Origin of the sequence: Streptomyces acidiscabies (assembly GCF_020010905.1) — a bacterium.
Classification (GTDB): Bacteria; Actinomycetota; Actinomycetes; order Streptomycetales; family Streptomycetaceae; genus Streptomyces; species Streptomyces acidiscabies.
Window position 1 is genome coordinate 48,406 of sequence record NZ_JAGJBY010000001.1, and the last position, 24,914, is coordinate 73,319.

The following is a 24,914-nucleotide window of genomic DNA, read 5'->3' on the forward strand; positions in this document are numbered from 1 at the left end:
GGAGGCACCCCACGGTGCGCATCAACCACGCGGCTCCACCACCCTCTCTCACCGCCCTACCTGGGTTGGTCCGCCAGCCACGCGTCGTCGTCGCCCTCCACGAGGGCTTCTGCGGGGCGACGTCGGGCACTGGCTTCAGTAACCGTGCCTTCCTCACGGCCCTCGCCCGTCTTCTGCCGCCGGGCCGCCTCCGGGTGATCACCCCGCACGTATCGAAGACAGCGGGAACATACGACCGGCAGTGGGCGACCGAAGTCCAGCAGATGCTGCTGCGGGCCGAGGCCGACGTCATCACTATCCCGGAGGTCCAAGCGGCGCCGGAGTCGATCCACGGCTCCGTTCAGTTGTGCGACCTGGCAGGCGAGGCTGCGGTACGCATCGCTGATCAGGCGAGCCAGTGCCTTCTCATCGGCCTCGACATCCCGTTTCTAGGGCTGGCTCCTTACGCGTCCCCGACCACGGACCTCCTGCTCATTCCCCGCTCCACGGCCGCGTTGACGCGCCCCAAGGACATGTCCCGAGTCCGCTGGGAGCAGGACGCCCTGCGGGTGGCGACCGCCCGAGGCGGTCGGGTTGGTGCCATCTCCTCCCACATGCACGGCCACCTCGCCACGAGTTACGCCGTGCCTCGGGGAAGCATCGTGAGTATCCCGAACGGGCTGATCCAAGAGGAGATGGCCCGGCCGACGAGCGCGCCCCCTCTGCCCTTCGAAGCCCGCGCCGGATTCCTTCTCGCCATGGGCCGTGCTGTGCCGACGAAGGGCTTCGACGACCTCCTGGAAGCTCTGCACATCCTCAAGGAACGCGGAGTCCGTGCTCCCCACCTGGTCTTGGCGGCCGTGACCTCGGACGAACACGAGCACCTCACCTCGTATCAGAAGGACCTGGCGGCAAGCGTCCGCGCGTACGGCCTGGACGCGACCCTGATCACGCGCTTCACCCCCGCGATCCGGGCCTGGCTGCACAACCCCGCCTTGCGCGCAGTCGTCGTTCCCTCGCGAGAGGAACCCTTCGGTCGGATCCCCTTGGAGGCGTTCGCGGCCGGTGCGGGCCCCGTGGTGGCGACCACTGCTGGAGGACTGGCGCAAACCGTCATCGAGGGCGAGACCGGCTTCACCGCCGCACCACGGGACGCCGGTGCTCTGGCCTCCGCGCTGCACCGCGCCTTGACCGTCGTGCCCAGAGAACGCGACCGGCTCCGGAGCGTCGGGGCCACCCTGGTGCGCTCACGTCACGACTACGAGGCCAGCATCGGGTCCGTCATCGAACGCATCGCCCCTTGGGCTCTGGAGCCGACGCCCGGTGCGGAGGGCAGAACTCGATGAACCGGCCGGTGGTGTTGATCAGTCTGGAGTCTCCGCACTCCTTCTGGCAGTTGTCCGCCGAACACGAGCGAGTACTGTCCACCGCCTTCCCCGGTGTCGAGTTCCGTACGGCAGCCGAGGAGGCCGTACCGAACCAACTGGCCCAGGCTCACGTCTACTTCGGCTGGAGGTTCGAGCCGTCGTGGCTGTTCGGCGCGCCCCGTCTGCGGTGGATCGCCTCCCCGGCAGCCGGGACCGACCACCTGCCTGTCGCCGAGGCCCGCTCCGCCGGGGTGGCCCTGACCCGCTCGTACGGATTTCACGGCAGGCCCATGGCCGAGCACGCCATGGGGATGGTCCTGGGATTCTCCCGCGGACTGTTCGTGAGTCAGCTCGCCCAGCGGAGCCGGACCTGGTGGAAGGACGACCTGGCCGAGGAGTTCTTCGACCTGGCGGGAGCGACGATGACCATCGTCGGCTGCGGCAGCATCGGAGAACACCTCGCGCGTGCGGCCCGCTCCTTCGGGATGGACGTCATCGGCGTACGGCGCAGACCACCGGTGACCGCCGGAGGAACGATCAGGTGGATGCACACGTCGGCGGTGCACCAGGCGGTCGCTGTCGCCGACGTGGTGGTCGATCTGCTGCCCGCCACGCGAGCCACGGACCGCTTCTTCGACCACGGCCTCTTCACCGCCTTCAAACCGAAGTCCGTCTTCGTCAACCTCGGCCGCGCGGCGACCGTCGACCAGACAGCACTCCTGGCCGCCCTCGACGCCGGCCGCCTTCGCGGCGCCGCCCTGGACGTCTTCGACCCGAAACCGCTGCCTGCCCGCCATCCGCTTCGGCTCCACCCCCGCGTCGTCCTCACACCCAAGAGCTCCACGCTCAGCCGCACATACATGGACGAGGCGGTCGCGTTCTTCGCCGACAACCTGCGCCGCTACCTCACCGACCAGCAGCTCAACGGAGTGGCCGAGGCGCCCGCTGTCCGATCTCCCTCCGCCGGAAGGTGACCCATGCCCACCGCACGCCACCGCGCTCTGGCCGCCTTCGCCGCGACCGGCCGCAACCACCCCTACCTGGCCTTCACCCTGAACTCGCTCTGCAACCTGGACTGCGTGTTCTGCAAGCCGCGATGCATGCCGGACTACGGTCACAAGGACCGGCCCCTGACCGCCTCCGACTACGCGGCCATCGCCGCCGAGGCTGGCGCGTGGAAGATCAGGAAGGCGCACTGTTCCGGCGGCGAGCCGACCCTCCGGGCGGACATCCTCGACGTGATCGCGAGCCTCTCCGACGGCCTCGGGCCCGACGCCGCGATCGGCATGACCAGCCACGGCAACCTGCGACGCGGCCTGAGCGTCGAGAATCTCCACAGTGCCGGACTGACGTACCTCAACCTCAGCCTCCACAGCCTCGACCCCGGCCGGTCCGCCGAGATCATGGGCGGCGGCGACCCGCACGTCACTCGGCGCACTCTCGACGCCGCACTCTCCCTCGGCCTACGAGTGAAGATCAACTGTGTCCTCCAGCGCACCTACCTGTACGACGCCTTCGCCGTGGCCGAGCTCGCCCGTGACCTGCCCGTCGCCGTCCGGCTGATCGAGCTCCAGAACATTGGCCCCGCGCAGGCGCTGTTCGAGACCGAGTTCATCAACGAGGCGGAGGTCCGAAGCCGACTTCACGCATGGTTCGCGAACGCTGGCGAGGTCCGCAGGGACGAACTCGGGGTCCGCAGCCCCGGGCAGTACCTCCGTCCCGACGGCTGGGCGGGCTCCATCGGATTCATCTCCAACTCCAGTTGCGCCACCTGCTCCGACGCCAATCGCATCAAGATCACGCCCACGGGTGTGGCCCGCCCCTGCATCCTTCACAATCGCGACATCCCGCTGAAACACCACCTCTCCGACTGCACCCTCGGGGACGCCTTCGCCCACCTCTTCCAGGCCATGCTCGACCGCAACACCAACGACGCCTGGCAGGGCTTCCACTACGTGGACTACGACTTGCGCTGGGATCGGATGGAACGCCCTGAGGGCATCCCGGTCCTGCCCTTGCTCCCTCTCCTCACCTCCGACGCGGCCCAGCCCACCTGCACCCGCACCTCCATGGGGGAACGGTGAGGGCGGTGACCGAAGCGCCGCCCCTCTACTCGCAGCTCGGAGCCCTGTACGAACGCGAGCTGAACGCCCACGGTGTCGGGGCGGTGATGCTCACCCACAAGTGGCAGCCAGCTGATCTGCTGGCTCCCCACTCAGATATCGATGTACGCGTCCTCCTCCCCCAAGCCCCGGCGGACTGGGAGGAATGGAACCACCGCCTGGCCGCCGCGCATTCCGCCGCGATCGGTAGGGAGGTCTCCCATCGGCGTCTCCTGGAGCACCCGCCCGGCTTCGCGTTCACCACGGCCGAGGCGGACGGACGGCTCGTCTCCTCACCCGAACTCTCGACCTGGTCACTGATCAGCGGGAACACCCGGGACTTCCAGCGCTGGAAGTCCCGGGCGCAGATGGCGCCGTGGTGCGAGGTCGACGAGCGGTTCTACCGGGGAATCCTCCGGGCCCGACTGGGCGGCCGGTACCAGTTGGCGGCGGACAGCACCGACAACGTGGCGGGAGACATCACCGCCTACCAGCGCCACTGCGTGGCCTGGCACTACCTCGCCCCGTGCTGGTTCGCCGCCGCGGCACTCGCGACCCGCACCCGCTGTCCCGGCAAGACGGCCGCCCTCACCCAGTGGCGTCCGGAGGGGCTGGACGAGTACGCCGAACTGATCCTCGGACACTCCGAGATCCGACCCGGTACACGCCCCCGGAGCTCACGCCACCTCCTCCGCACGGCCCATGTCGCCCTGGAGGCAGTCATGCGCCGCGTCCCCGACACCGCAACCACCGCCGCCAAGGGCAAGGAACACGCCCGCGTCGACTGGATGACGGCGACCGGAATGCTCCGTGTACGCGTCGCCCGCTGGCTGTACTACCTCGACCCGCCGCCCGGCATGGCGACCGACTATCTGATCCGGCGCGAGGCGAAGGAACTCCGAGCCGCCACCCAGACCCTGAACGCGCTCGCGGCGGACGACACCACCCCCGCCCAGCGGCTGGCCGCCCGGATGGCGGTGCTGATCCCCACCGGCCCGACCACCGCCGACGTCCTGCGCACGACCCTCGCGCTCTGGCACCGGCAGAAGTCCACCGTCCAGGAGTTCCTCAGTCTCACTCCCCGAGACATCCGCCTCTGACACAAGGAGTCCCGCCATGCCCGCGCGTGCGCCCCTGCCCCGCGCCCTGAAGACCGCCAAGATCAAGATCACGACGAAGTGCAACCGGTCCTGCGACTTCTGCATCTTCGCCGACGGCGCGCAGGGCGAGAACATGTCCCTGGACCTGTTCTCCACCATCCTCGCCCGGCTCCGGAGCATCCCCTTCCAGCAGTTGCACATCAACGGCGGCGAGCCCACCGTGCACCGGGACTTCCCCGCCCTCAGCGACGCGGCCCGCACCCACCTGCCCGACAAGGTCATGGTCCTGGGCACGAACGCCATTACTCTGGCCCGCAACAAGCGGATCATGGACGCCACTCTCCGCTCGTACGACCAGATCCTTATCGGCTGCGACGACGAGCACGAGAACTATGACGAAGTACACGCCGTCGTTCCTCATCTCCGTGAAGCCGGCAAGACCGTGGTCGTCAACAGTGTCCTGGAAGGCATCAGTTCCATCCGCCTGGAGCAGCTCGCAAGGCTGTGCGACGCGTACGGCGCCATCCACGTCACCAACCACGTGCACCACATCAATGTCGGCCAGCCGACGAACGAGCTGCACGGCATCTGCGACCGCTACTTCGACCAGCACCTGATGATCGAGATGGACGGGTCCTGCTATCGCTGCTTCAACGCGATGGCGAAGGACGACAGCGAATTCAGCGTCTGGGACGAGGACTTCGCGGCCAAGGTGTTCGAGCCTCGCGGCCACCACTTCCGGTTCTGCCAGCGCTGCCACGAGTACACCGACTCCGGCGCCGCCGTCCTCCCCGTCCCGGCCCTCACCATCTGACCCCAGACCGGAGATGTACGCCATGCCAGCAGTCCTCGGACTGAACTTTCACCACGACACCAGCGCCGCCTTACTCGTCAACGGCCGCCTCTACGCGGCCGAGGAGGAACGCTGGAGCGGCGTCAAGCACAACCACCCCACCCGCAAGGGCACGCTCACCGCCCCGGCACGCTCACTGCAGTGGTGCCTGGAGGCCGCCGGTCTCGAACCACGGGACGTCGACGCCGTCTGGGCCGCCTCCATGCGCCCCAACCCCGCCGCCGGCCAGTGGCTGAACGAGGAACGAGACGAACTCGCCGGCTTCCTGCCTGTCCCGCTCGGCAACCGTCTCCATCTCCTCTCCCACCACACGGCTCATGCGCTCTCCGGCTACCTGCTCTCCGGCCACGATCGAGCGGCGGGCCTTGTCATCGATGCCGGAGGTTCCCCCCTCGGCTCCGACTTCGGTCCGGGCCGGGAACGCATCACCGGATACGACCTGCGGCCCGACCGCATCGACCGCCTCCACCAGGGCATGCCGACCGTCGTACCCGGTTCAGCCGGCCCCCGGCGGATCCACTCCTCCCTCGGGCACTTCTACCGGAACCTCGCGCGGCGAGTGATCCCGCCCGGCGACGAGCCCGAGGGCAGCATGATGGCGCTCGCGGCCTTCGGTGATCCCCAGCGCTACGGAGCACGCATCCACGAGCTGATCCAGCTCGGCGACGACGGTGGGGTCCGCATCGACCACCCGTGGGGCTCGGCGGACAGCAGCACACCTCTGCTGCTCGACGGCCGGGCCTGGACCGCCGACAACGTGGCGGAGCAGCCGGAACACGAACGGGCCGACCTGGCCGCCGCCGCCCAAGAGGTCTTCGCCGAATCGGTGATCCACATCGCCCGTCACCTGCAACGGCTCACCAGAGCATCGGTGTTGGTGTTCTCGGGCGGATGCGCCCTGAACTCCCACCTCAACGGACGGTTGGCCGCCGACAGCGGCTTCGACACCCTCTTCGTGGCACCGGCCCCGCACGACGCGGGCACCGCCGTGGGAGCCGCGCTCTACGGCTGGCACTACCAGCTCGGCCAGGAGCGTCTCCCAGTGCCGACCGACGCGGCCTGGGGCCCGTACCCAGGTGCTGTGCCGACGGCAGCGGTGCCAAGTGGCTACCACGCCCTGACCGGTCTCGGGCCGGAACTGAAGCCCACCGTGGCCGCTCTCCTCGCGGACCACCGCATCGTCGGCTGGGTGCAAGGACAGCTCGAATTCGGGCCGCGTGCCCTCGGACATCGCTCGATCCTCGCCCACCCCGGCCACACCGCCACCCGCGACCGGCTCAACGCGATCAAGAAGCGGGCCACGTATCGTCCTTTCGCCCCGGCCGTCCTCGCCGAGCACGCCACGGAGTGGTTCATGTCTGCGGGAGACCCCTTCATGAACCGCGTCACACCCGTCCGCCGATGCCGAGCGGACCGCGTCGCCGCAGTCACCCACCACGACGGCACGGCCCGAGTCCAGTCCGTCGCTCCCGACCACGAGGGCCTGCACGAACTCCTGGAGCAATTCCACGAGTTCACGGGACTGCCGCTACTGCTGAACACCTCCTTCAACCGCAAGGGAACCCCGATCCTGCGGACCGCCGAACAGGCCGTGGCAGCGGCGGCGGACCTGAGCCTCGACGCACTCGCGGTCGGCGACACCCTGCTCCTCGCCGACCACGTGCCCGACCCCAGTACCACGGCCCTCCGTACGAGGTGAAACAGATGTTCCCCATCGACCTGGACCACGTGCTGACCGTGCTGGGCGCCGCCGCGTGGACCACGGAGGAGCAGTCCCGCGCCCGCGTCGCCAGTGCCCTCGCGCTCGCGGTGTACGACGGCCACACCCGCGACCAAGGAACCCCGTACCTGGAACACCCACTGGCCGTCGTCACGCTCCTGCGCACTGAGACCGGGGTCAGCCACCCCGAGACCCTGCTCCTCGCCCTCCTCCACGACGCCCTTGAGGTGGCCCCCGAATCGGAGGCACTGCTCATCCAGCGCCTCGGCGCCCAGTTCACCTCCCGCCTGCGGGAGATGACGCCCGACCACCGCCTCGAACAGCGCTCCAAGGCCACTGGCGACGAACCCAACTGGCGCTTCAAGCAAGCCGCGCTCCCGGCCGAGGACCTCCTCGTCCGGCTCACCGACCGCCTGCACAACCTGCGCGATCTCGCTGCTTCGCCCAACCTCGACCGGCGCCGGCGCTTCCTTCGGAGCCTGGAGCACTTCTACCTCCCGCTCGCTGAAGCCGCTCGTGGCCTCAGCCCTCAGCTGGAGACCATGCACACGCTGCTCCACTCCGAGTACGTCCGACACCAACGGGAGGTACGTCCGTGAAGCGAGTCGTCTACTCGATGGAGCCTGTCGGCCGGACCGGCGGCAGGGTCTACCTGCGGATGCTCCACGAGGCGACGGCCGGCGACGTGGAGTGGCGCACGGTCCCGGACCACAAACGCACCTACCGCGTCCGCCGTTGGCGCAAACTGCGCCACCTCGCCCGACTGGCCCCGACGATCCGGAAGCTGGAGAGCACCCGAGGCACCTTCGTATGGGACGATCTGAGCCTGCTGCTCTTCACTCCTGACATGCGGGCCCGCACGGTATTCCTCCTTCACCACTACGAGCCCCTACAGCACGACTCCGCCCCCGTCGAGGCCATGCTCTGGGAGCGCCTGTTCCAGGTGCTCCCCCAGTGCGCCGCCGTAGTCTGTGTCGCCCCGTTCTGGGCCGACTTCCTCCGTGCCCGAGGCGTGCGCGACGTCCAGGTGATCTACAACGCCTTCGACATGGCGGAGATCGGGCAGGCACGCGGCTTCGACCGCGACGAATGCCGCACCGAGTTCGGCCTGCCCCCGGACGTGATCGGCGTGTACGTGGGGAAGGCTGTGCACTGGAAGGGCACCGATGAGGTCTCGGCAGCCCTGGCCGGTGTTCCCGGGCTGCGGGTGATCACCAGTGGCAGCAACACCATCGGCTTCGACGGAACCCACTTCGACGTGGCGCGCGAGCGGTACTTGCGGCTCCTGTGCGCGTGCGACGTCGGCGTCTTCCTTCCTCGGATGCAGGAGGGCTGGAGCCGCTGCGCGGCCGAGGCCCTTCTGATGGGCCTGCCCTGCCTGATCCGCCCGGTGGCCGGCCTGAGCGACCTCGCCACCCTGACCGGCCAGCCGGCCCCGGACCTCGACCGCCTGCCGACGCAGGTCCGGGAACGCGCAACGGCGCGCCAGAGCGAGACCAAGGCTGCTTATGAAGCCCTGGCCCGGTTCGATCTGGCCTACTTCGGGAACGCCTGGGGCGACCTTCTCGCGAAGATCGCCTGACCGACGGCTATGCCTGCGCGGCAGCCAGCTTCTTGGCCGCCGCCTCCAGACGGGCCAGCACACGGTCCCGGCCGAGCAACTCCATGGACTCGAACAGCGGAAGTCCGATCGTCCGGCCGGTGACCGCGACTCGGATGGGCGCCTGAGCCTTGCCCAGCTTGAGGCCGTACTTTTCGCCGACGGCGAGGAGTACGGCCTTCAGGTCGTCCGCCTTCCAGTCCGCGAGGGCGGCCAGCTCGGCGCGGGCGTCGGACAGGATATTGTCGGCGCCCGCCTTCATCGCCTTGTTCCACGACGCCTCGTCCTCGACCGGCTCATCGAGGAACAGGAAGTCCACGTAGCTGGTGATCTCCGACAGCAACGCCAGCCGAGTCTGGGCCAGCGGGGCAGCCACCTCGAAGAGGTCCTTGTCGAACGCCTCTGGCGCCCACGGCGCGTACGGAGCGACGAGCCACGGCGCGCAGGCGCCTGCGAACTGCTCCGGGGACAGCGCGCGGATGTAGTCGCCGTTGAACGCAGTCAGCTTCTTCACGTCGAAGAAGGCCGGCGCGGTGTTGACGTCCTCGATCCGAAAGAGCTGCTCCAGCTCTTCGTACGGCATGATCTCCCGGTCGTCACCAGGCCCCCAGCCCAGGAGCATGAGGTAGTTCACCATCGCCTCGGGCAGGAAACCCTCGGCGAGATAGTCCTCCAGCGCCACCTTGTCACGGCGCTTGGACAGCTTCTGCCGCTTCTCGTTCACGATCACCGGAAGGTGCGCCCACACCGGCGGCTTCGCGCCGAGCGCCTCCCACAGCAACTGCTGCTTCGGCGTGTTCGACAGGTGCTCCTCGCCACGGATGACCTGCGTGATGCCCTCGTCCAGGTCGTCGACCACGTTGGCGATCAGGAACACCGGGGACCCATCACCGCGGGCGATCACGAAGTCCTCGATCGCACTGTTCGGGAACGCCGGCTCCCCGCGGATCAAGTCGACCACGACGGTCTCGCCCTCGTCCGGGGTCCGGAACCGCATCGCACGGCCCTCTTCGAAGGCCAGCCCGCGCGCCCGGCAGAACCCGTCGTAGCCCAGGTGGTCCGAGCCCGTACGCTCCTTCAACTGCTCCCGGGTGCAGTCGCAGTAGTACGCCCGGCCAGCCGCGAAGAGCTGCTGAGCCGCCTCACTGTGCCGGTCGGCGTTGTGTGACTGGAAGTACGGCCCCTCGAAGGCCGCGTCCTCGCCATGAATACCGATCGCCGCAAGTGCGCTGATGATCCCGTCGATCCACTCCGGCTTGTTCCGGGCCGCGTCGGTGTCCTCGATCCGCAGGACGAACGTGCCGCCGGACTGTCGCGCCACTGCCCAGTTGTAGAGAGCGGACCGTGCACCACCGACATGGAACATACCGGTCGGAGACGGGGCGAAACGAACGCGAACCGGGGCAGTAGACATGTGCTCCAGGGTACCGACGCCGGGCACCCGTCCTGGACCATTCCGCGTACCCCCGCACCGCCTTTCTCCGGCAGCCCTCGCCCTGGCCCGCAGGTGAGCGGGGGAACGCACGCTGAGTTAGCTTTCCTGCTCACACCGCCTCAACCGCTCACACTGCGCCCGTGGCATCTTCACTCCCGTCGAACTCATCGTTCTCAATCTCCACATCGTCGACCTTGACCACCAGATCGCTGCTGGAGTCAGACAGTTCCAGACCGAGCCACCCCTTGAGTCGGGTGTAGGCCAGCCGTAGGAGGACAACAGCACGCTGATCCATGAACGCCGGATTCAACTCGTCCTCACGCTGGCCCAGTGCACGCAGGTGTGGGAGGTAGCGCGACAGGGCCGTGAGATCTTCAGTCGACTGCGCGAAAGTCAAGCCGGAACTGGTGAGGATCGACTTGGCGTCATCGGCCGTCGGGGCACCAAGTGCCGCGTACAGGACCTTCTTCTCGTTCCAAGGCCGCGAACTGAGAGACGCATTGGCGGCATTTGGTGCCAGGACCAGATTGCCCAGCTTGTGGACGGTCTCCTTATCGCTGTAGAAATCCTCGTCCCACCCGCTCGTGGCCTGCTGCGGTGCGATGTGCTCAACCGTGAGGTGTGTCTCGTCCGCCCAACCGTCTGCAGTGAAGCACGAGGCGACCCCCGCCTTGCCTTGGATAATCAGTCCCGGATTCCCCGGATCTTCAATTGTGTCATGATACGCAGCCAGAAGAAGAAAACGTGTCAGCGGGCGGGCCATTTTATAGAGCGGCAACGCAGAAGCATCCGCCAAGAATGAGGGCAGGTTTGGGATGGCACCGTGCTTAGGGTGCAACAAGCGCGCCACAAGTTCCTTCTTCAGCGCCTCGGCGTCGACGGCCGGATCAGAGCTCAATACAGTGGGCACTGCCGACTGGCGAGCGAGCGGAACCATTCCCGTGAGCGAGGGACCGGCCATTACTGCCCGGTACTGGCTATCGATGTTACCCGTGCCACGCCGGGTTGATCGCCAGAAGACCGTAAAGGCAGTGATAGCTTTGATTGCCTTCTCGAACTCGGCGATGCGCTTTCCCCTCGCCTCCCCTTCGTCCGCGTGGACAGCCTCCGAGTAGAAGCGCACAAGTGGCGCGATGGCAATGGTGTGATTGAGCTTGTCGAGGAAGCCCAGACACAACTTAACGGCATCCGTCATGGCAGTCGCTTCTAGCCCGGGTAGCGCGCGAGGAGAGTTATTCGTGGACTCCCAGGCATTCCCAACAAAGGCCGCAGTGTCGCGCAGGTGGCGCAAATAAGCGCTGCGTTCATCCGCCGAGTCCTTGTGGCCCTCAAAGGTATCGCGCATGTAGACCCTCTGATCCGGAAGGCGCTTGGAGAGCTTCTCTCCGGTCTCCGCCAACGCGAAAGTGACCAGCAGGTCTCGAGTTGCGTTCTGGAGCTTGTCTCCGACGTCGAAACGGTCCAGATAGCCCTGAACTTCCTTCATGTACGCGTGCGCGTCTGATTCCTGGTAATCCTGAATCTTCTCTGCCATCACCACGCGAGGGAGGAAGGTCTCGAAGGCGGTCAGAGGCTCGCCCGTGGTATTCAATGACTCGAAGATCGTGAAGGCGTAGTCCTCGTCCTTGCCCTGCACGACAGTCAGAGCGATGCGGTTCAAGCCATAGGCGGCAAACATGACGAGTCGCATCAGCTCCGCCTCAGGCTCGTCTTCCAACCCCCCAATCCAAGCACAGAGCTCGGAGTCGAGTTCGTGATTAAAGAGCGCACGCTGGAATTCAATGTTGGTGGCAAGGGTTGCTAGCGGCGGCAGATCCTCCAGCTCCTCGATAGTTTTCCTCTGCGAGAGCTTGGTCAATCCGATGCGGATCTCATTGAACCTCTTGATGAGGTCGCCTTCACCTTCACCTGCATTCTGCCGCGCCGCCGGCTTGAAGTCCGTCGGCTTAGAGTCTGCCGACTCGTTATCGACTAGCAATGAGTACTGGTAGATAAGGTTGGCGATCGGCGACTCATACTGCTTGAGCTTCTCATCCCTGGCCCACTGATCTACGAAGGCTCGAATGAGGCGCGGATAGATCGGCGTAGTTCCGAAGTTCTTTCGCTCATAGAACGCCGCCCCAAGCATCTGAAGAATGTCGCTCGTTTCTGAGTAGAGGTGAGTCCGAGCACTGTCGGTCGGATCCAGCGCTTTCCCCTTGAAAACCTTCCATGCACGCTGACGAATGAGGTTATGCAGGCCGACCAGCAGGATAAGAAGGCTCGACAAACGCTGCTGTCCATCGATCACGGTAAGGACCTTGGACGGGACCTCGGACTTGACAATTGGCTTCACCGTGACATGATTAACATCATGAATGGTGATAACGGTCCCCAAGAAGGTGAAGCTATCTGGTGCCTTACCTAGATTCTTGAGGCCATGCAGTGTATCGTCGAGCAATTTCTCGACCTTGTCTTTACCCCAGCCATACGGGCGCTGATAGGGCGGAAGATAGAGGCCCAAACCATTGTCAGAAAGTAGCTCGCGAACACTCTTACTCTGCGCCTCGAATATTTCCTTGGCCTGCGTAGGCATGCATAGCCCCTTTTCGTTTAGCAGGTTCGTTCAGATCAGATACGGAATCACCTTAGAAGGGACCTGTAATCTGCATTTCAGCTCAACGATCGCGCAATTGATGCCGCAAAGCAAAATGACAGCACCGAGGAAACAGGTAAGGGGCGCAGAGCCCCTGACTGGGCACATCGAGGAACTGGGAAGTTGACATCCGCACCACATCAAAAACCCGCGAGTTTCCATATCCCCGGTTTCTCTCCGTCACCGCCCCGCACCTGTGCGCGAGTTGTCACTCATGGTGGCATATGAGTGGTCGACAGGGGTAGCAGGAGCGCGCATGAACCCATCATGCCCCAAATGTGATGTTACGTCACTCCATCACGGAGAAACTCGACTTGCCGTGGGCGAGTGCGATGCGTCCCTTCGGGAGCCCAGGGACAGAGTCTGGACAAGGTCATAACCGCAAGCGGGCCAAGCTTGATTGGAGCCGGGAAAGCAACAGCGGCCCCAGCTCGTGCTGCTGGGGCCGCTGTGTGTCGTTTCGGGTCAGAGGTGGCAGACGGAGCAGCCGGCCTCATCGTCGTCTGAGTCAAGTGCGTCGGAAAGGACCTCTAGCAAGGGGCGGTTGGGCTTGATGCGCTTGGCTGCGCGTTCAAGGGCCGCCTCGTGTTTGGCCTCAATCTCGTCCTTGCGCTCTATCAGCTCCGGCAGCGACTCGCCCTGTGACCAGGTGTAGTTGCGGCCCTTCATAGCCGTGTGGCGGAACCGGACCTTGTCTTCGTACTCGACGGCCTTGTCGTACAGGTCGGGGTGGCGCTCCTTGAGGCCGACCCACTCGTGCTTGCGCTGGAAGAAGCAGAAGTAGCAGCCCGAACGCGTACGCCACTCGTAGTAGCCGGGGAGTCCAATGCCAGCTTCGTCGAGGATGCGCATCACGCCGTCCTTGTCGACGCCATCCTCACGGAAGGGGAAGACGGCATCAATGTTCGGCTTGGTGCTGACGTAGCCGAGGCGGTTCTCGTCAGCACGGATGGCCACATAGGAGATGACCTTGTCGTCGCCGACCCACTCCTCCAGCGGCTTGATCTTCAGATTTTTCGTGCACCAGCGCATCTGCGGGCTGGGAAGGGTGCCTTGGTAGACCTCCATCCAGTGATCGAAGTCCCGGTCGGCATTGAGTCGCTCGATGGGCTTACCGAGGGCTGCTTCCAACCGGTTGAGGTACTCGTACGTCTCTGGTAGTTCAGCACCGGTGTCGCAGAAGAAGTACTCCATCTCCGGCACACGATCGCGCATGTAGATGGCAAGCGCCGACGAGTCCTTGCCACCTGAGATACCCAGGACGTGGCGAACCTTCTCCTGGGTGACTGGGTCCGTCATGCCCCCTCCTTGGTTTCAGTTGCTGTGACAGACGGCCCGTCGGCAACTCGTTGTGCGAGAGCGGCGAGCAGGATCCGTGCGCCGTCGGGTCCGAGGGCCTGCTCAGCCTGCTGCAGCACGTCGGCCGCGAGCTGGTCAGCCTGGCCTCGGGACTGTTCTGGCACGTAGATCAGCGTCCGTCGTTCCGCTCCTGTCTTGTCCGTCAAGGTCAACAGCCGCGTCTCCAGATTTACTTCCTGCTCGCGGGTCTCGCTGCTGTCCTGGTAAAGGTGGGCGACGCGGTCGAGGGATGCGGACATCTCGCGTGCAAGGCGGGGGAACATGCCTGCGTCTCGGTCGTCCCAGTCTCCGAGTGCCTTGTTGGTGAGACGGACGACAATCGGGTCGAGCCAGTCCTCGTCAGCGAGGCTCTCGCTGAGCACGAAGTCGACGAAGCCCCGTAGTTCCGAGTTCAGTGACACCGTGGCGAAGCCACTCAGCCGCGCGGCCAGTGTCGACCGCAGTTCGGGAAGAGTCGTGGGCAGACGGAACTCTTCGGCGAGAACCGAGACTACTTCTTCCCGCAGCGTGCGTTCGATTCCGGTGATCTCGTCTGCCGCTGCGGTCAGCCTGTCGGCGTACTCCGTGGCGGCTGCCGCGTTGGCGCGGGTCCCGGCTTCGATGGGAGCGAGGCCCAGCGCCTTGGGCAAAGCCCGGAAGAGCAGGTCGTCCGGATCTTGGGAGTTTTCCAGGGCGTTGCGCACGGCGAGTGCATCCGGAGAGATGCGCTTGGTCTTGCGAGCGTAGCTGTTCAAAACCATGACGCGTTCGAGCAACGCCCTGGCTACGGACAGCAGATCTGGGTTACGCAGTGCCTGTGAGCGTGGGGGTTCGACATTCAGAGACACCAGGAGCTTCTTGATCACACTGGAGCGCTGCCCCTGTCCGACCGGCGTGTATTTCACGTCGAAACGGGCCGGTGCGGCGAGGATGCGGTCGACGACCTCCGGCGTCAGCCGAGGCAGGTAGGAGCCCTCTTCGAAGAGGGCGACATCGTGTCGGCGGATCACCAGGGCGGTGACGACCAGTAGCGGCCAGATACCGGCCTTCACCCCGTAGGGCGGGCTCATCAGGACCCGGATGATGTGGTCGAGGCTGGTACGCCGGGTTGCTGCGTCCAGCGCCTCCTGCAGCGCCTCCCAGACGGGCTGGGCATGCTCGTGGCCCTTGCCTGGAGCGGAGAAGCCGTACGGCAGCAGGCTGTTGGGGGAATTCTCTGCCTGGATTGTGCCGTTGGCCCGGTGCAGGCCGAGGTAGGCCAGCGCGCCGCTGTAGATGGCTCGCTCCGGACCGTATCTTCCGGCCGTCGCGTCGAAGCCCAGGTATTGCTCGCCGGAGCGGGTGAGCATCGCGTCCAGCACATCGCTTCGGGCACGAGCGGCGTTGCTGGTGAGTGAGTGCCGTCCGAGCATCTCGTTGCGAATGTGCGGGGTCTGCGGGAAGACACTTTCGCAGGCGAGGGAGACAAGGCCGCTGAGGCTGCGGGCTGGCAGGCCCGAGCTGTAGGGAGACATCTCAGGGGCCAGGCCGGCCTTCCACAGATCCCAAGTGGCGTCCTGGGTCGGCGGGTAGAAGGCCGTCTGGATGACCTCCCGCAGCTCGGCCTCCGCCTGGACGGCGCGGTCGGTAACCTCGCGCCGGGCGACGTGATCGAGTTCCTTGTCTTCGAGCAGCTCTTTCAGGGCGATGAGGTGCGTGGCGGAGTTGAGTACCACGTCGGGGTGGGTAGTTGTTCCGAGGATCACAGGCAGCGTCGAGTTGACGGTGGGCAGCTGGTCCCGGGGGCCGAGGTGGAAGACTAGGAGGCCGTCGGCCGGGTCCTTCAGCTCGTCCGGCGCCTGGATTTCGCGGGTTTCTGGGCCGCTGACGGCAGTGAGAAACACCCGCATCATCCCGGTGACCTGGCTATGGCGGCCGGCGACCACGGCGCTGGGGAGGTGTGCGCCAAGGCGCTGGACGATGGAGGCATCGTCCAGGTGACTGATGATCTCCTTCAGGCGGGCGTCGATGTCGAAGTCTGTGCCCTGCCAGACGCGGTACTCACCGCTGAACTCCCGGTGGACGAGGAAGCCGCGGCGGACGAGGTCTGCGAGCTGCTCCTCAAGGCGGGCGAAAGCGTCCGCGTCGGCCAGATCGGTAGGGTCGTGGAGCGCGAGGTGGATCATCTCGCTGGTAGCGCTGAGCGCGCCGTCGGCATCAATGAGGTTCAGAACGCCGATGGTCTTCAGCAGCGCCTGATCTGCGTCGGGCAGTCCATTGGCTTCCTTGATACGCGCGTCGACTTCGATCCAGCGGCCGGCGTTGGAGGCCGCGAGCAGCGAGGTCCGGCCGGAGTTGAGGAAGTAGTCGTACAGCTGTGGCAGCTGCACTGTGCTGGCGAGTTCGGCATCCCGCCGGGAGTGTGCGGCCAGCGAGTCGCGGACGGTGTTGGGTTCTCCGCTGTTGAGGAAACCCGACAGGCTGCGGTCGTGCTGGCCGATCTGCGCCGCCAGGATCGGCGCAGCGATCGCCGTCAGTGGGTGCAACGGGTAGAGGCCCGCGAAGTCGTCGCTGGCCAGCTCGGTAAGGACGTTCAGACCGTGGTTCTTCCACGCGAGGGCTGATGCCTGGGCCGAGGCGCGGATGAGGTCCTGGCCCACTGCGTCGACTGCGGAGTGGTCGAGACGCCGGCGCAAGAGCTGTAGGGAGTCGCCGTGGTGCGGGACGAAGGTGACGTCCTCGAAGCGACCCTGGATCTTTGCCCATTCGCGGATCTTGAGCTCACTGGACCGTGACGCGTAGTCCATGAACGACAGGTGCTGCAGGGTGACCAAGAAGACGGGCAGGCCGTTGGTCCCGGCGCTGTGCTCGGCGAGCTCCTGCAGGAGGAAGAGGTCGTGCTCGGCGCCGGAGAATTCGTTGTGCCCGGCAAGGTGTTCCAGGGTCTTGCCGAACTCATCGATGATCAGCAAGAGCGGCTGCTGATTGTCGGTCAGGGCCTTGATAGCAGCCATGACCTGGTTCGTCTTCGGCCCGGTCGTCGTCGGGTCTTCGCAGGCCGCAAGTGCTGCGGCAATGTTCTTCGGAATACGCTTGCCCCAGCGGCGCTTTGCCGCGGTCTCCAGCGCACGGGTCACAGTGTCGACCAGCGGTTCACGCCTCGCGGTGGCCACGGCTCCGAGGAACCCGGTTCCCGTCCGCTCAGCCCGAGCTGTGGCGAGACGCTCGGCGAGGGCTGGGCTAGTGTCCGCAAGGATCTGGTGAGCCTCGTCGCGGCGGTCCTCGTCGCGGCCGAGAAGCGCTTCGATCAGGTTAGCCAGCGTGGACTTCCCGGAGCCGTAAGGTCCGGTGAAGGACCACGCGCGGGGACGCCTCAGGTCGCTGACTGCGTTGGCGATGCGCTCCAGTACGTCAACTGCCTTCGCGCCGACATACGGTCCATGCAGTTCGTCCTCGACGTCGCGTTCGAGGTTGGTCGACCGCATCTGGGAGCCGACCAGTTCGATTCCGGACGGGAACTGAGGGATTGCCTCGTCTTGTGGAGTGCGGGAGGTCAGCGTGGGAGCTGCGGTGGTCACGCGTTCTCCTGAGTCGTGAGCTGGTCGTGCTGGGGCTTACGTTCGGCCTTCTCGGCCTTCTCGGCCTTCTCTGCTTCGGCCAACTGCGGGTACTGCGCGCTCCATTCGTCCCGGGTGGGAAAGCCGGGGCGCCGGGTGACATGGTCGTACTGCTCGTCGAGGATGTCCCAGGCGAGTGCCCTCGGATCGCTGGAGAAGGACATGGTCCGCTGGCCGACGGCGTCCACCCGGTTGAGTTCCGGACGGCCCACGGCGACCTTGTCGAGGGCGGCGACGATCTCAGGCTCGCGGACCCGGAAGGCCCGGCCTGGCGCTCCGGGCTCGTTGGCAAGCCGCGCCAGAGAGATGGAGCCTGAACCCTGGGTGTCGCGGGCGGCGTAGTCGAGGCAGGCGTAGACCAGGACGTGGGCCGGGAGAGAGGTGCGCGTGCCAGTGGTGAACTGCCACTCCTGCTTTCCCCGGGTGCCCACGGAGGTCAGCAAGTCCAGCTCACGGAAAGGACAGGCCAATAGGTCTTCATAGGTGGCACGGGAACCGCTCTGTTCGACGGGCGCGCGCGTATACATCTTGGTCAGGCACTCGACGTCCCGGGTGATCGACGCCTCCACCGGTCCATCACTGAAGGAGAAATTGACATGCCGCGTCACGACCTGCGTCATATCCGCGACAGTGAAGCGAGAGAACGGAGCAAGGTGAAACGCTGTGTACCACGCGGGGGCCCAGCATTTGGCGCCCGGCCGCGACGATACGAGCCACCAGTGCAACAGCCACAAGCTGCCGGATTCCTCAAGGTAGGGATCGGCGCCATCCTTCTCGTCGAGCAGCCACCGCGCTTCCCAAGTCGGGGACGCGTACTGGGCCTTCGTCTTACCCGCCGGGTCGGCGTGCTCGCGGGTCAACTTGAACGCCTTTGACCAGTACCGCATGGCATGGACCATGTTCTTACCCACGCCGAGCAGGACCGGAGCATCTTCGGCAAGAAAAGCAGCAGGATTGTCCTTGACCTGCATATATGCCTTATGCAGCCAGCCGAAGCGGGGGGCGAAGGTCTCATGGCGCGCGAAGCTGGAATGTGCGGCTTCCGCGAGCCTGCTGTCTGCCATACGAGGGCCTCTCAATACAAGAAGAGATAAGGGGAACTGCTGAAGTCAGTGAGCAGCGGCGCCGACTGTCGTCGCCATAGCGGCGCGCACCTGGTGGACCGCATGAACCACCGCCTCGGCAGCTGCGGCGGTCTCGTCTGCGGTTGTGGCGTAGCCGAGGGAGAAGCGCACAGTGCACTCTGCTTCCTCTCGGCTCAGTCCCATAGCGAGCAAGACGTGGCTGGGAGTTGGGGCTCCCGAGGCGCAGGCGCTTCCGTCGGATGCGGCTATGTGCGGCATGGCAGCCATGACTGCGTCAGCCGGAGCACCCACAAAAGTGATGCTCGCCACACCAGGCAGCCGGGGAGCTTGTTGCCCGTTGATACGGCATCCGCCCACAGCCGTGGTCACCATGCGTTCGAGCTGATCGCGCAGTTGAGTAACGCGGGCGACGTCGTCGGCAAGGTCACGCCTGACGGCCGCAGCGGCAGCTCCGGCACCAGCGATCCCGGGCACGTTGAGGGTGCCGGCCCTCCACCCCTTTTCCTGCCCACCACCGGTGATCAGCGGCCTGAACGGCAACGGTGTACCGCGTCGTACGAACAGTGCGCCAACGCCTTGAGGGCCACCGAACTTGTGGGCCGACAGGGACAGCAGATCGACGTCCACTTCGCAAAGGTCCAAGGGCAGCCGACCGATCATCTGCGTGGCGTCCGTGTGGACCAGCGCGTCTGCGGCATGCGCCGCCTTGACGACCGGCGCGAGGTCGGTGAGAACCCCGGTTTCATTATTGGCCGCCATCAGGGAGACGAGACCGACGTCGCCCCGGCCGAGCTCTTCTTCCAGTGCCACGGTTTCCACCAGCCCGTCCGCCCGCATCGGCAAGACGGTCAGTGATCCCGGCTCGTTTTGGGCCAGATCTCGGGCTGTCTCCAGCACCGCAGGGTGCTCTGCACCACTCGTTAGAATCCGCGCTCCGCGGCGGTGAGCCGCGCGCAGCGCGAGGTTGTTCGCTTCGGTTGCCCCCGACGTGAAAATGATCTCCCCGGGCGAGCAGTTCAACAGGTCAGCAAGGTGCCGACGAGCGACCTCCACGCGATGGGCGGCATCCTGGCCGGGATGATGCACACTCGACGCGTTACCAACGGCCTGCAGGGCGTCCACAACGGCCGCCAACGCCTCGGGCCGAATTGGCGCCGTCGCGTTGTAGTCGAGATACGCCGAAACCGGCCCATCAGACTCATCCCTCATGCCCCACCTCGTCTCGCTCAGCACCGCACACAATCTACTCCTGGTGGAACCCGGACGTGTGCACCGGGGGCAGGACCAGGAGTGAGTCGCGATCGTAGTGATCGAGATCGATCAGTCCGCGAAACCGACACTCGGGCCGGAGCGCAAACTGTAACTCGAACTAATGTTCCATATCGCTTGGGTGCCTGCACTCGATACCGGGAAAGGACATCGACACAGAGGCGGCACGCGATCCCTTATGGGGCCTACCGCACCTCGTCAGCGCCCCTGAGCTGCAAATATCAATCGCCGAGATCCGAGTGTCAGTGCGTGGGTTTATGGTGATCGGGTGCTGTAACTCTGGGGCGACTCAGAGTTGCGGGCAGCTCTGCATGCACAGAACTGGGGTGGGTGCTCCGCAAGTTGACGGTCATTCAGACATTAGGGGAAATCTCCCCTGCTGCGCAGGGGTGGTGAATCGATGACAGCGTGGTCGCCCGGCCTGTCCTTCCAAGCCGTGTTGGACAGCGCTCCCATGCCGTACATCCGTAAGCGGCTCGGCAAGCACATGTGCGCTCTGCTCGACCTCATCGACGGCGGAAGCGCCGGCGATGAGCGGCTCCGAGCAGTCGCTGCCGTAGCGGTGGACGCCGAGAAGCTCGTGTCAGATCAGACGGACCGCGAGGAGCTGCTGCGGCTCTTGCCCGCCGACAAGCAGAAGGAGCTTGCCCAACGTCTTGGGGCGGACAGCGCGGGCAACAATGCCCTGGTTTACCTGGGCGGCCTGAAGTGGGCGAGTGAACAACAGCGGGAGCTGCTGGAGTTCTTCGGCTTCAGCGTCGACAGGGCGCCTGCGCTGCCTCCGCTCATTCGGCAAGCCTCCGAACCCGAGTACGGGTTGTTCCCCCACCAACGGCGCGCAGCAGCACGCGTGAAGGAGCTGCTGTACGACGGACCGCGGCGGGTTGTCCTTCACCTACCGACAGGTGTTGGCAAGACCCGGACCGGAATGAACCTGATCGCCGACCATCTGCGGCAGCACGAGCCCACTCTCGTGGTCTGGCTGGCGCGTGGGCAGGAACTGCTGGAGCAGGCGGCTGCGGAGTTCGAGCGCGCGTGGTCCAAGCTCGGCGACCGTCCAATTGCGGTCGTCCGGATGTGGGGTGAGGCGCCCACCGATGTGGAGGCGCTGACAGACGGCCTTGTCATCCTGGGGCTGGAGAAGTCCGTCTCCGCGGACAAGAGTGATCCGGAGCTTCTCCGCAAACTCGCATCGCGCAGCACTCTCACAGTCTTCGACGAGGCTCATCAGATCATCGCGCCGACCTACCAGCGAGTGGTGGACGCCCTCACCATCCGCCCCGATGCCAGCTTGCTGGGCCTGACGGCCACCCCTGGCCGGACCTGGGCGGACGTCACGCAAGATGAGCGGCTGTCGGACTTCTTCGCCCGCCAGAAGGTCATGCTGCAGATCGACGGATACAGCAACCCGGTAACCGCCCTCATCGAACAGGGCTACCTGGCCAAGCCCATCATGAAGACCGTCGCCTCCGAAGCTGGCCTGCATCTGTCCGCGCGCGATCAGCGACTGCTCGCGAAGTCCTTTGACATCCCGTCGGACATCATCGCGTCGCTGGCCAGCGACGAGCAGTGGAACCTCAAGGTTGTCCAGACCGTGCTGGAGCTACTGGAACGCCAGCACCGCAGGATCCTGGTATTCGCAGCCTCCGTTGACCATTGCCGCCTGATCGCCGCCGTCTTGTCGGCACTCGGCCTCGACGCCGACTTCGTCACCGGCGAGTCCTCTCCCCGGCACCGGAACGACGCCATCAGACGCTTCAAGGGCACCGGCCGACGCCCCATGATTCTGTGCAACTTCGGGGTCCTGACCACAGGCTTCGATGCCCCGGCGGCCAGTGCTGCCATCATCGCCCGACCGACCAAGTCGCTGGTCCTGTATAGCCAGATGGTTGGCCGGGTCATCCGAGGCCCCAAGGCCGGAGGAACCGTAACCTGCGAGATCGTCACCGTTGTCGACCCGGAGCTGCCCGGGTTCGGGGACGTAGCCGAGGCATTCACCAACTGGGAAGACGTATGGGAGACCGCGTGACCGGCGAGGGAAGCAAATACCGGATCGTCAGCCCTTCGCTGACTGTCAAGGCCATGCGCGACAGCGGCTACAAGAACACCGCCTACGCGCTCGCCGAGCTGATCGACAACAGCATCGACGCGGAAGCCACACTGGTTCAGGTCTTCGCCTGTGAGAGCCCGGTGCAGGGCACCACCCAGATGAGGCACCGGGTGGACGCCATAGCTGTCCTTGACAACGGCAAGGGCATGGACACCGAACTGCTGCGGCGCGCCCTGAAGTACGGCGATGGCCTCGGGGGCGACCGCAACCGCATCGGGCGCTTCGGCATGGGGCTGCCCAACTCCAGCATGTCCCAGTGCACCAAGGTCGAGGTCTGGTCCTGGACCAATGGGTCCCCGAACGCCATGTACACCTACCTCGATCTTGAGGAGATCAACGGCGGACTCGACGACGTCCCCAGTCCCGTACACCACCCCGTGCCGGAGTATTGGAGCGACCTCAGCGAGGCACCGCTGGGCACCACCGGCACCCTCGTAGTCTGGTCGGACCTTGACCGGGTCAAATGGCACGGCGCCGGCGCCACCCTGCGGAACACTGCCGAGCTGATCGGCCGTGTGTACCGGCACTACCTCCACGACGGCAGGGTGGAGATCAAGATGGCGCCGGTCCGCGCAGGAAAGGTCCTCGAAGGAGACAACGGGGCGTACTTCGCTGAGCCCAACGACCCCCTGTACCTCATGGACTCAACGGGGACGCCGCCCCCGTTCGGGAACAAGCCCATGTTCGAGCCCTTCGACATGGGCAACGAGAAGGAGCCCGGGGTCGCCTACTTCCCGATCACGGTCGACGGGACGAAGCACAACGTGAAGGTGCGGGCATCCATCGCCCGGCCTGAGGCCCGCCGTGCCGACGTCGAAGGTCACCCGTGGCCCGACAACGCGAACCCCAACCGAGACGCTGGTTTCCACCCATGGGGTCAGCATGCTCGACGGAACATCGGGATTTCCCTGGTCCGGCAGGGGCGCGAACTCGACCTCGATTCCAAGTGGGCCATCGGGTACGACCCGGTCGAGCGCTGGTGGGGCATCGAGGTGGAATTTCCCCCGGAGCTCGACGACATCTTCGGAGTAACCAACAACAAGCAGACCGCCACGGTCTTCTCGTCTCTCGCGCACTTCGACTGGACGGCCGAGGCCGAGGGGGACGAAACGCCCAAGGCATTCAAGGACCGCATCGCCGAATTCGGCGACCCGCGCCTGCCCCTGATCGATCTCGCGCTCTACCTGGAGAAGAATCTTCTGCCCAAAATGCGGCGGAAGCTGAAGCAGCACACGCTGGGCAACCGGGGAGGCAAGAAGCGCCACGAGGACGTCGTCACATCCAAGGCCACGGACGCGGTGAAGCGCCGGCAGGAGGACGGTCACACGGGAACGACCGACCGCCTGGCAGAGGAGGCCACCGAGAACGACAAGCGCCAGGAGCAGTTCGCGGCGCTCACCGAGCGGCACCACCTCGACGAGGACACCGCCCAGTCCATGGTCGACGAGGCACTGGAGAAAGACTGGCGTGTCCGCTGGATCTCCAGCCCGCAGGACTCCACGGCGTTCTTCAACATCGACCTCATGGCCGGCATGCTGCAGGTGATCTTCAACACCGAACACCCGCTGCACAGCGAGCTGATGACCGTCCTTGAGGACGTGCCCGAAAACGCGAGCGAGACCGAACTCCGCCAACGCCTGGCCCGCGCCTCCGACACCTTCAAACTCCTCGTCTTCTCCTGGGCCCGCATGGAGGACGAGATCCCCAACAAGCGAGACCGGGCCAGGATCTCGGACGCCCGGCGCGACTGGGGTCGCTACGCCCGCGACTTCATCGAAGACGGGAGCGATGACGAGTGACGCAGCCGGACCACGTCTGGCAGCAGATAGCTGACCTGATGAAGCGCGCCACCACGCGAGTGATCCTCGTGGCGCCCTTCGTCAAGAAGGCCGTCTTCGAAGAGACCCTCGCCTCGGTACCGACCTCCGTGGAGAAGATCGAATGCGTCACGCGCTGGACTCCGGCGGAAGTAGCCGCCGGAGTCTCCGACCCCGAGATCATCGAGGCAGCGGAGCGGGACGAACGCGTGCAGATCTCTCTCTGCCCGCCGTTGCATGCCAAGATCTACGTCGCCGACGACCGATGTCTGGTCGGATCGGCGAATCTGACCGGCAAGGCCACTGGTCGAGTCCCCAACGCCAACGTGGAGCTCTTGTTGGATGCACCCGTCACGCATCCTGAAGTGCAGCGCGTCCTCAGCCAGATCAACGCCCGCTCGACAGCGGCCACCCCCCTGGTGGCCGCCCTTGTTCGGCAACAAGCAGAACTGCTGAAGGAAGAACGCATCACACCCCCGGCCGAGGGCGAACCCGCCTCTCTCTGGTATCCAGAGACGAGGCGCCCGGAGAACGTGTTCGCGCTCTACAGCGGGCGAACACGATTCACCTCGCCGGTTGAGGCCGGCATCATCCAGGACCTTGCCATGCTCGATGTCCCGGCAGGTTTGGCGGAGCACGACTTCAACTCGGCAGTCGAAGTTCGGCTGCACGCCATCCCAGAACTCCACAAACTGCTCGTCGGCGAGCGCCTCGGCAACATCGAGCTCCAGAAGGCCATCGTGGACCGGACAGGAGAGCCCGAAGACCAGGCGCGGAGGACGACCGAGACACTCGCGGCCTGGCTACAGCACTTCGGCCGCTATTACACCGAGGTGGGCTCGTGGGAGCTGCGGCCAGGACGGGAGCACACTTAAGATCTGCGTGCACGGCGTGGCGCGGCGGAGCAA

General features: G+C 65.6%; 17 protein-coding genes. 11 read left to right on the forward strand and 6 right to left on the reverse strand.

Annotation, left to right across the window (positions count from 1 at the left end; translation table 11 throughout):
* Positions 1-14 precede the first annotated feature (14 nt).
* Genes J8M50_RS00215 through J8M50_RS00250 form a run of 8 tightly spaced genes read left to right on the forward strand, consistent with a single transcriptional unit; the run spans position 15 to position 8,703 of the window.
* Positions 15-1,325, forward strand: coding sequence for a glycosyltransferase family 4 protein (locus J8M50_RS00215; protein ID WP_010350909.1), 1,311 nt, complete (start codon positions 15-17; stop codon positions 1,323-1,325).
* On the forward strand, positions 1,322-2,320 hold the full coding sequence (locus tag J8M50_RS00220) for a D-2-hydroxyacid dehydrogenase (protein WP_010350907.1): 999 nt from the start codon (positions 1,322-1,324) through the stop codon (positions 2,318-2,320). The genes J8M50_RS00215 and J8M50_RS00220 overlap by 4 nt, the downstream gene beginning before the upstream one ends.
* A gap of 3 nt (positions 2,321-2,323) precedes the next feature.
* On the forward strand, positions 2,324-3,430 hold the full coding sequence (locus tag J8M50_RS00225; protein ID WP_010350906.1) for a radical SAM protein: 1,107 nt from the start codon (positions 2,324-2,326) through the stop codon (positions 3,428-3,430).
* 5 nt (positions 3,431-3,435) lie between these two features.
* A complete protein-coding gene (locus J8M50_RS00230) occupies positions 3,436-4,548 on the forward strand; it encodes a hypothetical protein (RefSeq protein WP_010350905.1) in 1,113 nt (370 codons plus the stop codon).
* A gap of 16 nt (positions 4,549-4,564) precedes the next feature.
* A complete protein-coding gene (locus J8M50_RS00235) occupies positions 4,565-5,362 on the forward strand; it encodes a radical SAM protein (RefSeq protein ID WP_010350904.1) in 798 nt (265 codons plus the stop codon).
* A gap of 22 nt (positions 5,363-5,384) precedes the next feature.
* Positions 5,385-7,100 carry a carbamoyltransferase C-terminal domain-containing protein gene (locus J8M50_RS00240; protein WP_010350903.1) on the forward strand — a complete coding sequence of 572 codons (1,716 nt, stop codon included), beginning with the start codon at positions 5,385-5,387 and terminating at the stop codon, positions 7,098-7,100.
* A gap of 5 nt (positions 7,101-7,105) precedes the next feature.
* Entirely contained in the window at positions 7,106-7,720 is a 615-nt protein-coding gene (locus J8M50_RS00245) for an HD domain-containing protein (protein WP_010350902.1), read from the forward strand.
* The gene (locus J8M50_RS00250; RefSeq protein WP_010350901.1) at positions 7,717-8,703 is read left to right on the forward strand and encodes a glycosyltransferase; all 987 of its coding nucleotides are present in this window, start codon (positions 7,717-7,719) and stop codon (positions 8,701-8,703) included. Before J8M50_RS00245 ends, J8M50_RS00250 begins: the two co-directional genes overlap by 4 nt.
* Positions 8,704-8,710: 7 nt before the next feature.
* Here J8M50_RS00250 and gltX read toward each other — a convergent pair whose 3' ends face one another.
* The 6 genes from gltX to J8M50_RS00280 form a co-directional block, all read right to left on the reverse strand.
* Positions 8,711-10,087 carry a glutamate--tRNA ligase gene (gltX, locus tag J8M50_RS00255; RefSeq protein ID WP_029183448.1) on the reverse strand — a complete coding sequence of 459 codons (1,377 nt, stop codon included), beginning with the start codon at positions 10,085-10,087 and terminating at the stop codon, positions 8,711-8,713.
* Between the two features lie 196 nt (positions 10,088-10,283).
* Complete coding sequence (locus tag J8M50_RS00260; RefSeq protein ID WP_029183447.1) at positions 10,284-12,731, reverse strand: DUF262 domain-containing protein; 2,448 nt, start codon at positions 12,729-12,731, stop codon at positions 10,284-10,286.
* Positions 12,732-13,256: 525 nt separating this feature from the next.
* Entirely contained in the window at positions 13,257-14,090 is an 834-nt protein-coding gene (locus tag J8M50_RS00265; RefSeq protein ID WP_010350898.1) for a phosphoadenosine phosphosulfate reductase family protein, read from the reverse strand.
* Positions 14,087-17,686, reverse strand: coding sequence for a hypothetical protein (locus J8M50_RS00270; protein ID WP_010350897.1), 3,600 nt, complete (start codon positions 17,684-17,686; stop codon positions 14,087-14,089). Before J8M50_RS00270 ends, J8M50_RS00265 begins: the two co-directional genes overlap by 4 nt.
* Positions 17,683-18,789, reverse strand: coding sequence for a DUF4007 family protein (locus tag J8M50_RS00275; protein WP_010350896.1), 1,107 nt, complete (start codon positions 18,787-18,789; stop codon positions 17,683-17,685). Before J8M50_RS00275 ends, J8M50_RS00270 begins: the two co-directional genes overlap by 4 nt.
* A gap of 45 nt (positions 18,790-18,834) precedes the next feature.
* Positions 18,835-20,043 (reverse strand): cysteine desulfurase family protein, encoded by a 1,209-nt coding sequence (locus J8M50_RS00280; RefSeq protein ID WP_010350895.1) that lies wholly within the window; start codon positions 20,041-20,043, stop codon positions 18,835-18,837.
* 490 nt (positions 20,044-20,533) lie between these two features.
* Between J8M50_RS00280 and J8M50_RS00285 the strand changes: the two genes are divergently transcribed.
* From J8M50_RS00285 to J8M50_RS00295, 3 genes are read left to right on the forward strand one after another with little or no spacing between them, the layout of a single operon-like run.
* Complete coding sequence (locus J8M50_RS00285; protein WP_010350894.1) at positions 20,534-22,108, forward strand: DEAD/DEAH box helicase; 1,575 nt, start codon at positions 20,534-20,536, stop codon at positions 22,106-22,108.
* Positions 22,105-23,988, forward strand: coding sequence for an ATP-binding protein (locus J8M50_RS00290; RefSeq protein WP_202950038.1), 1,884 nt, complete (start codon positions 22,105-22,107; stop codon positions 23,986-23,988). The genes J8M50_RS00285 and J8M50_RS00290 overlap by 4 nt, the downstream gene beginning before the upstream one ends.
* Positions 23,985-24,881, forward strand: coding sequence for a phospholipase D family protein (locus tag J8M50_RS00295; RefSeq protein WP_010350892.1), 897 nt, complete (start codon positions 23,985-23,987; stop codon positions 24,879-24,881). Before J8M50_RS00290 ends, J8M50_RS00295 begins: the two co-directional genes overlap by 4 nt.
* Positions 24,882-24,914: the final 33 nt, after the last annotated feature.

Excerpts from the sequence above, each read along its gene's own strand:
- J8M50_RS00220 (WP_010350907.1), top strand. The coding sequence starts at position 1,322 with ATGAACCGGCCGGTGGTGTTGATCAGTCTGGAGTCTCCGCACTCCTTC.
- J8M50_RS00225 (WP_010350906.1), top strand. The coding sequence starts at position 2,324 with ATGCCCACCGCACGCCACCGCGCTCTGGCCGCCTTCGCCGCGACCGGC.
- J8M50_RS00235 (WP_010350904.1), top strand. The coding sequence starts at position 4,565 with ATGCCCGCGCGTGCGCCCCTGCCCCGCGCCCTGAAGACCGCCAAGATC.
- J8M50_RS00240 (WP_010350903.1), top strand. The coding sequence starts at position 5,385 with ATGCCAGCAGTCCTCGGACTGAACTTTCACCACGACACCAGCGCCGCC.
- J8M50_RS00245 (WP_010350902.1), top strand. The coding sequence starts at position 7,106 with ATGTTCCCCATCGACCTGGACCACGTGCTGACCGTGCTGGGCGCCGCC.
- gltX (WP_029183448.1), bottom strand. The coding sequence starts at position 10,087 with ATGTTCCATGTCGGTGGTGCACGGTCCGCTCTCTACAACTGGGCAGTG.
- J8M50_RS00260 (WP_029183447.1), bottom strand. The coding sequence starts at position 12,731 with ATGCCTACGCAGGCCAAGGAAATATTCGAGGCGCAGAGTAAGAGTGTT.
- J8M50_RS00265 (WP_010350898.1), bottom strand. The coding sequence starts at position 14,090 with ATGACGGACCCAGTCACCCAGGAGAAGGTTCGCCACGTCCTGGGTATC.
- J8M50_RS00275 (WP_010350896.1), bottom strand. The coding sequence starts at position 18,789 with ATGGCAGACAGCAGGCTCGCGGAAGCCGCACATTCCAGCTTCGCGCGC.
- J8M50_RS00285 (WP_010350894.1), top strand. The coding sequence starts at position 20,534 with ATGCCGTACATCCGTAAGCGGCTCGGCAAGCACATGTGCGCTCTGCTC.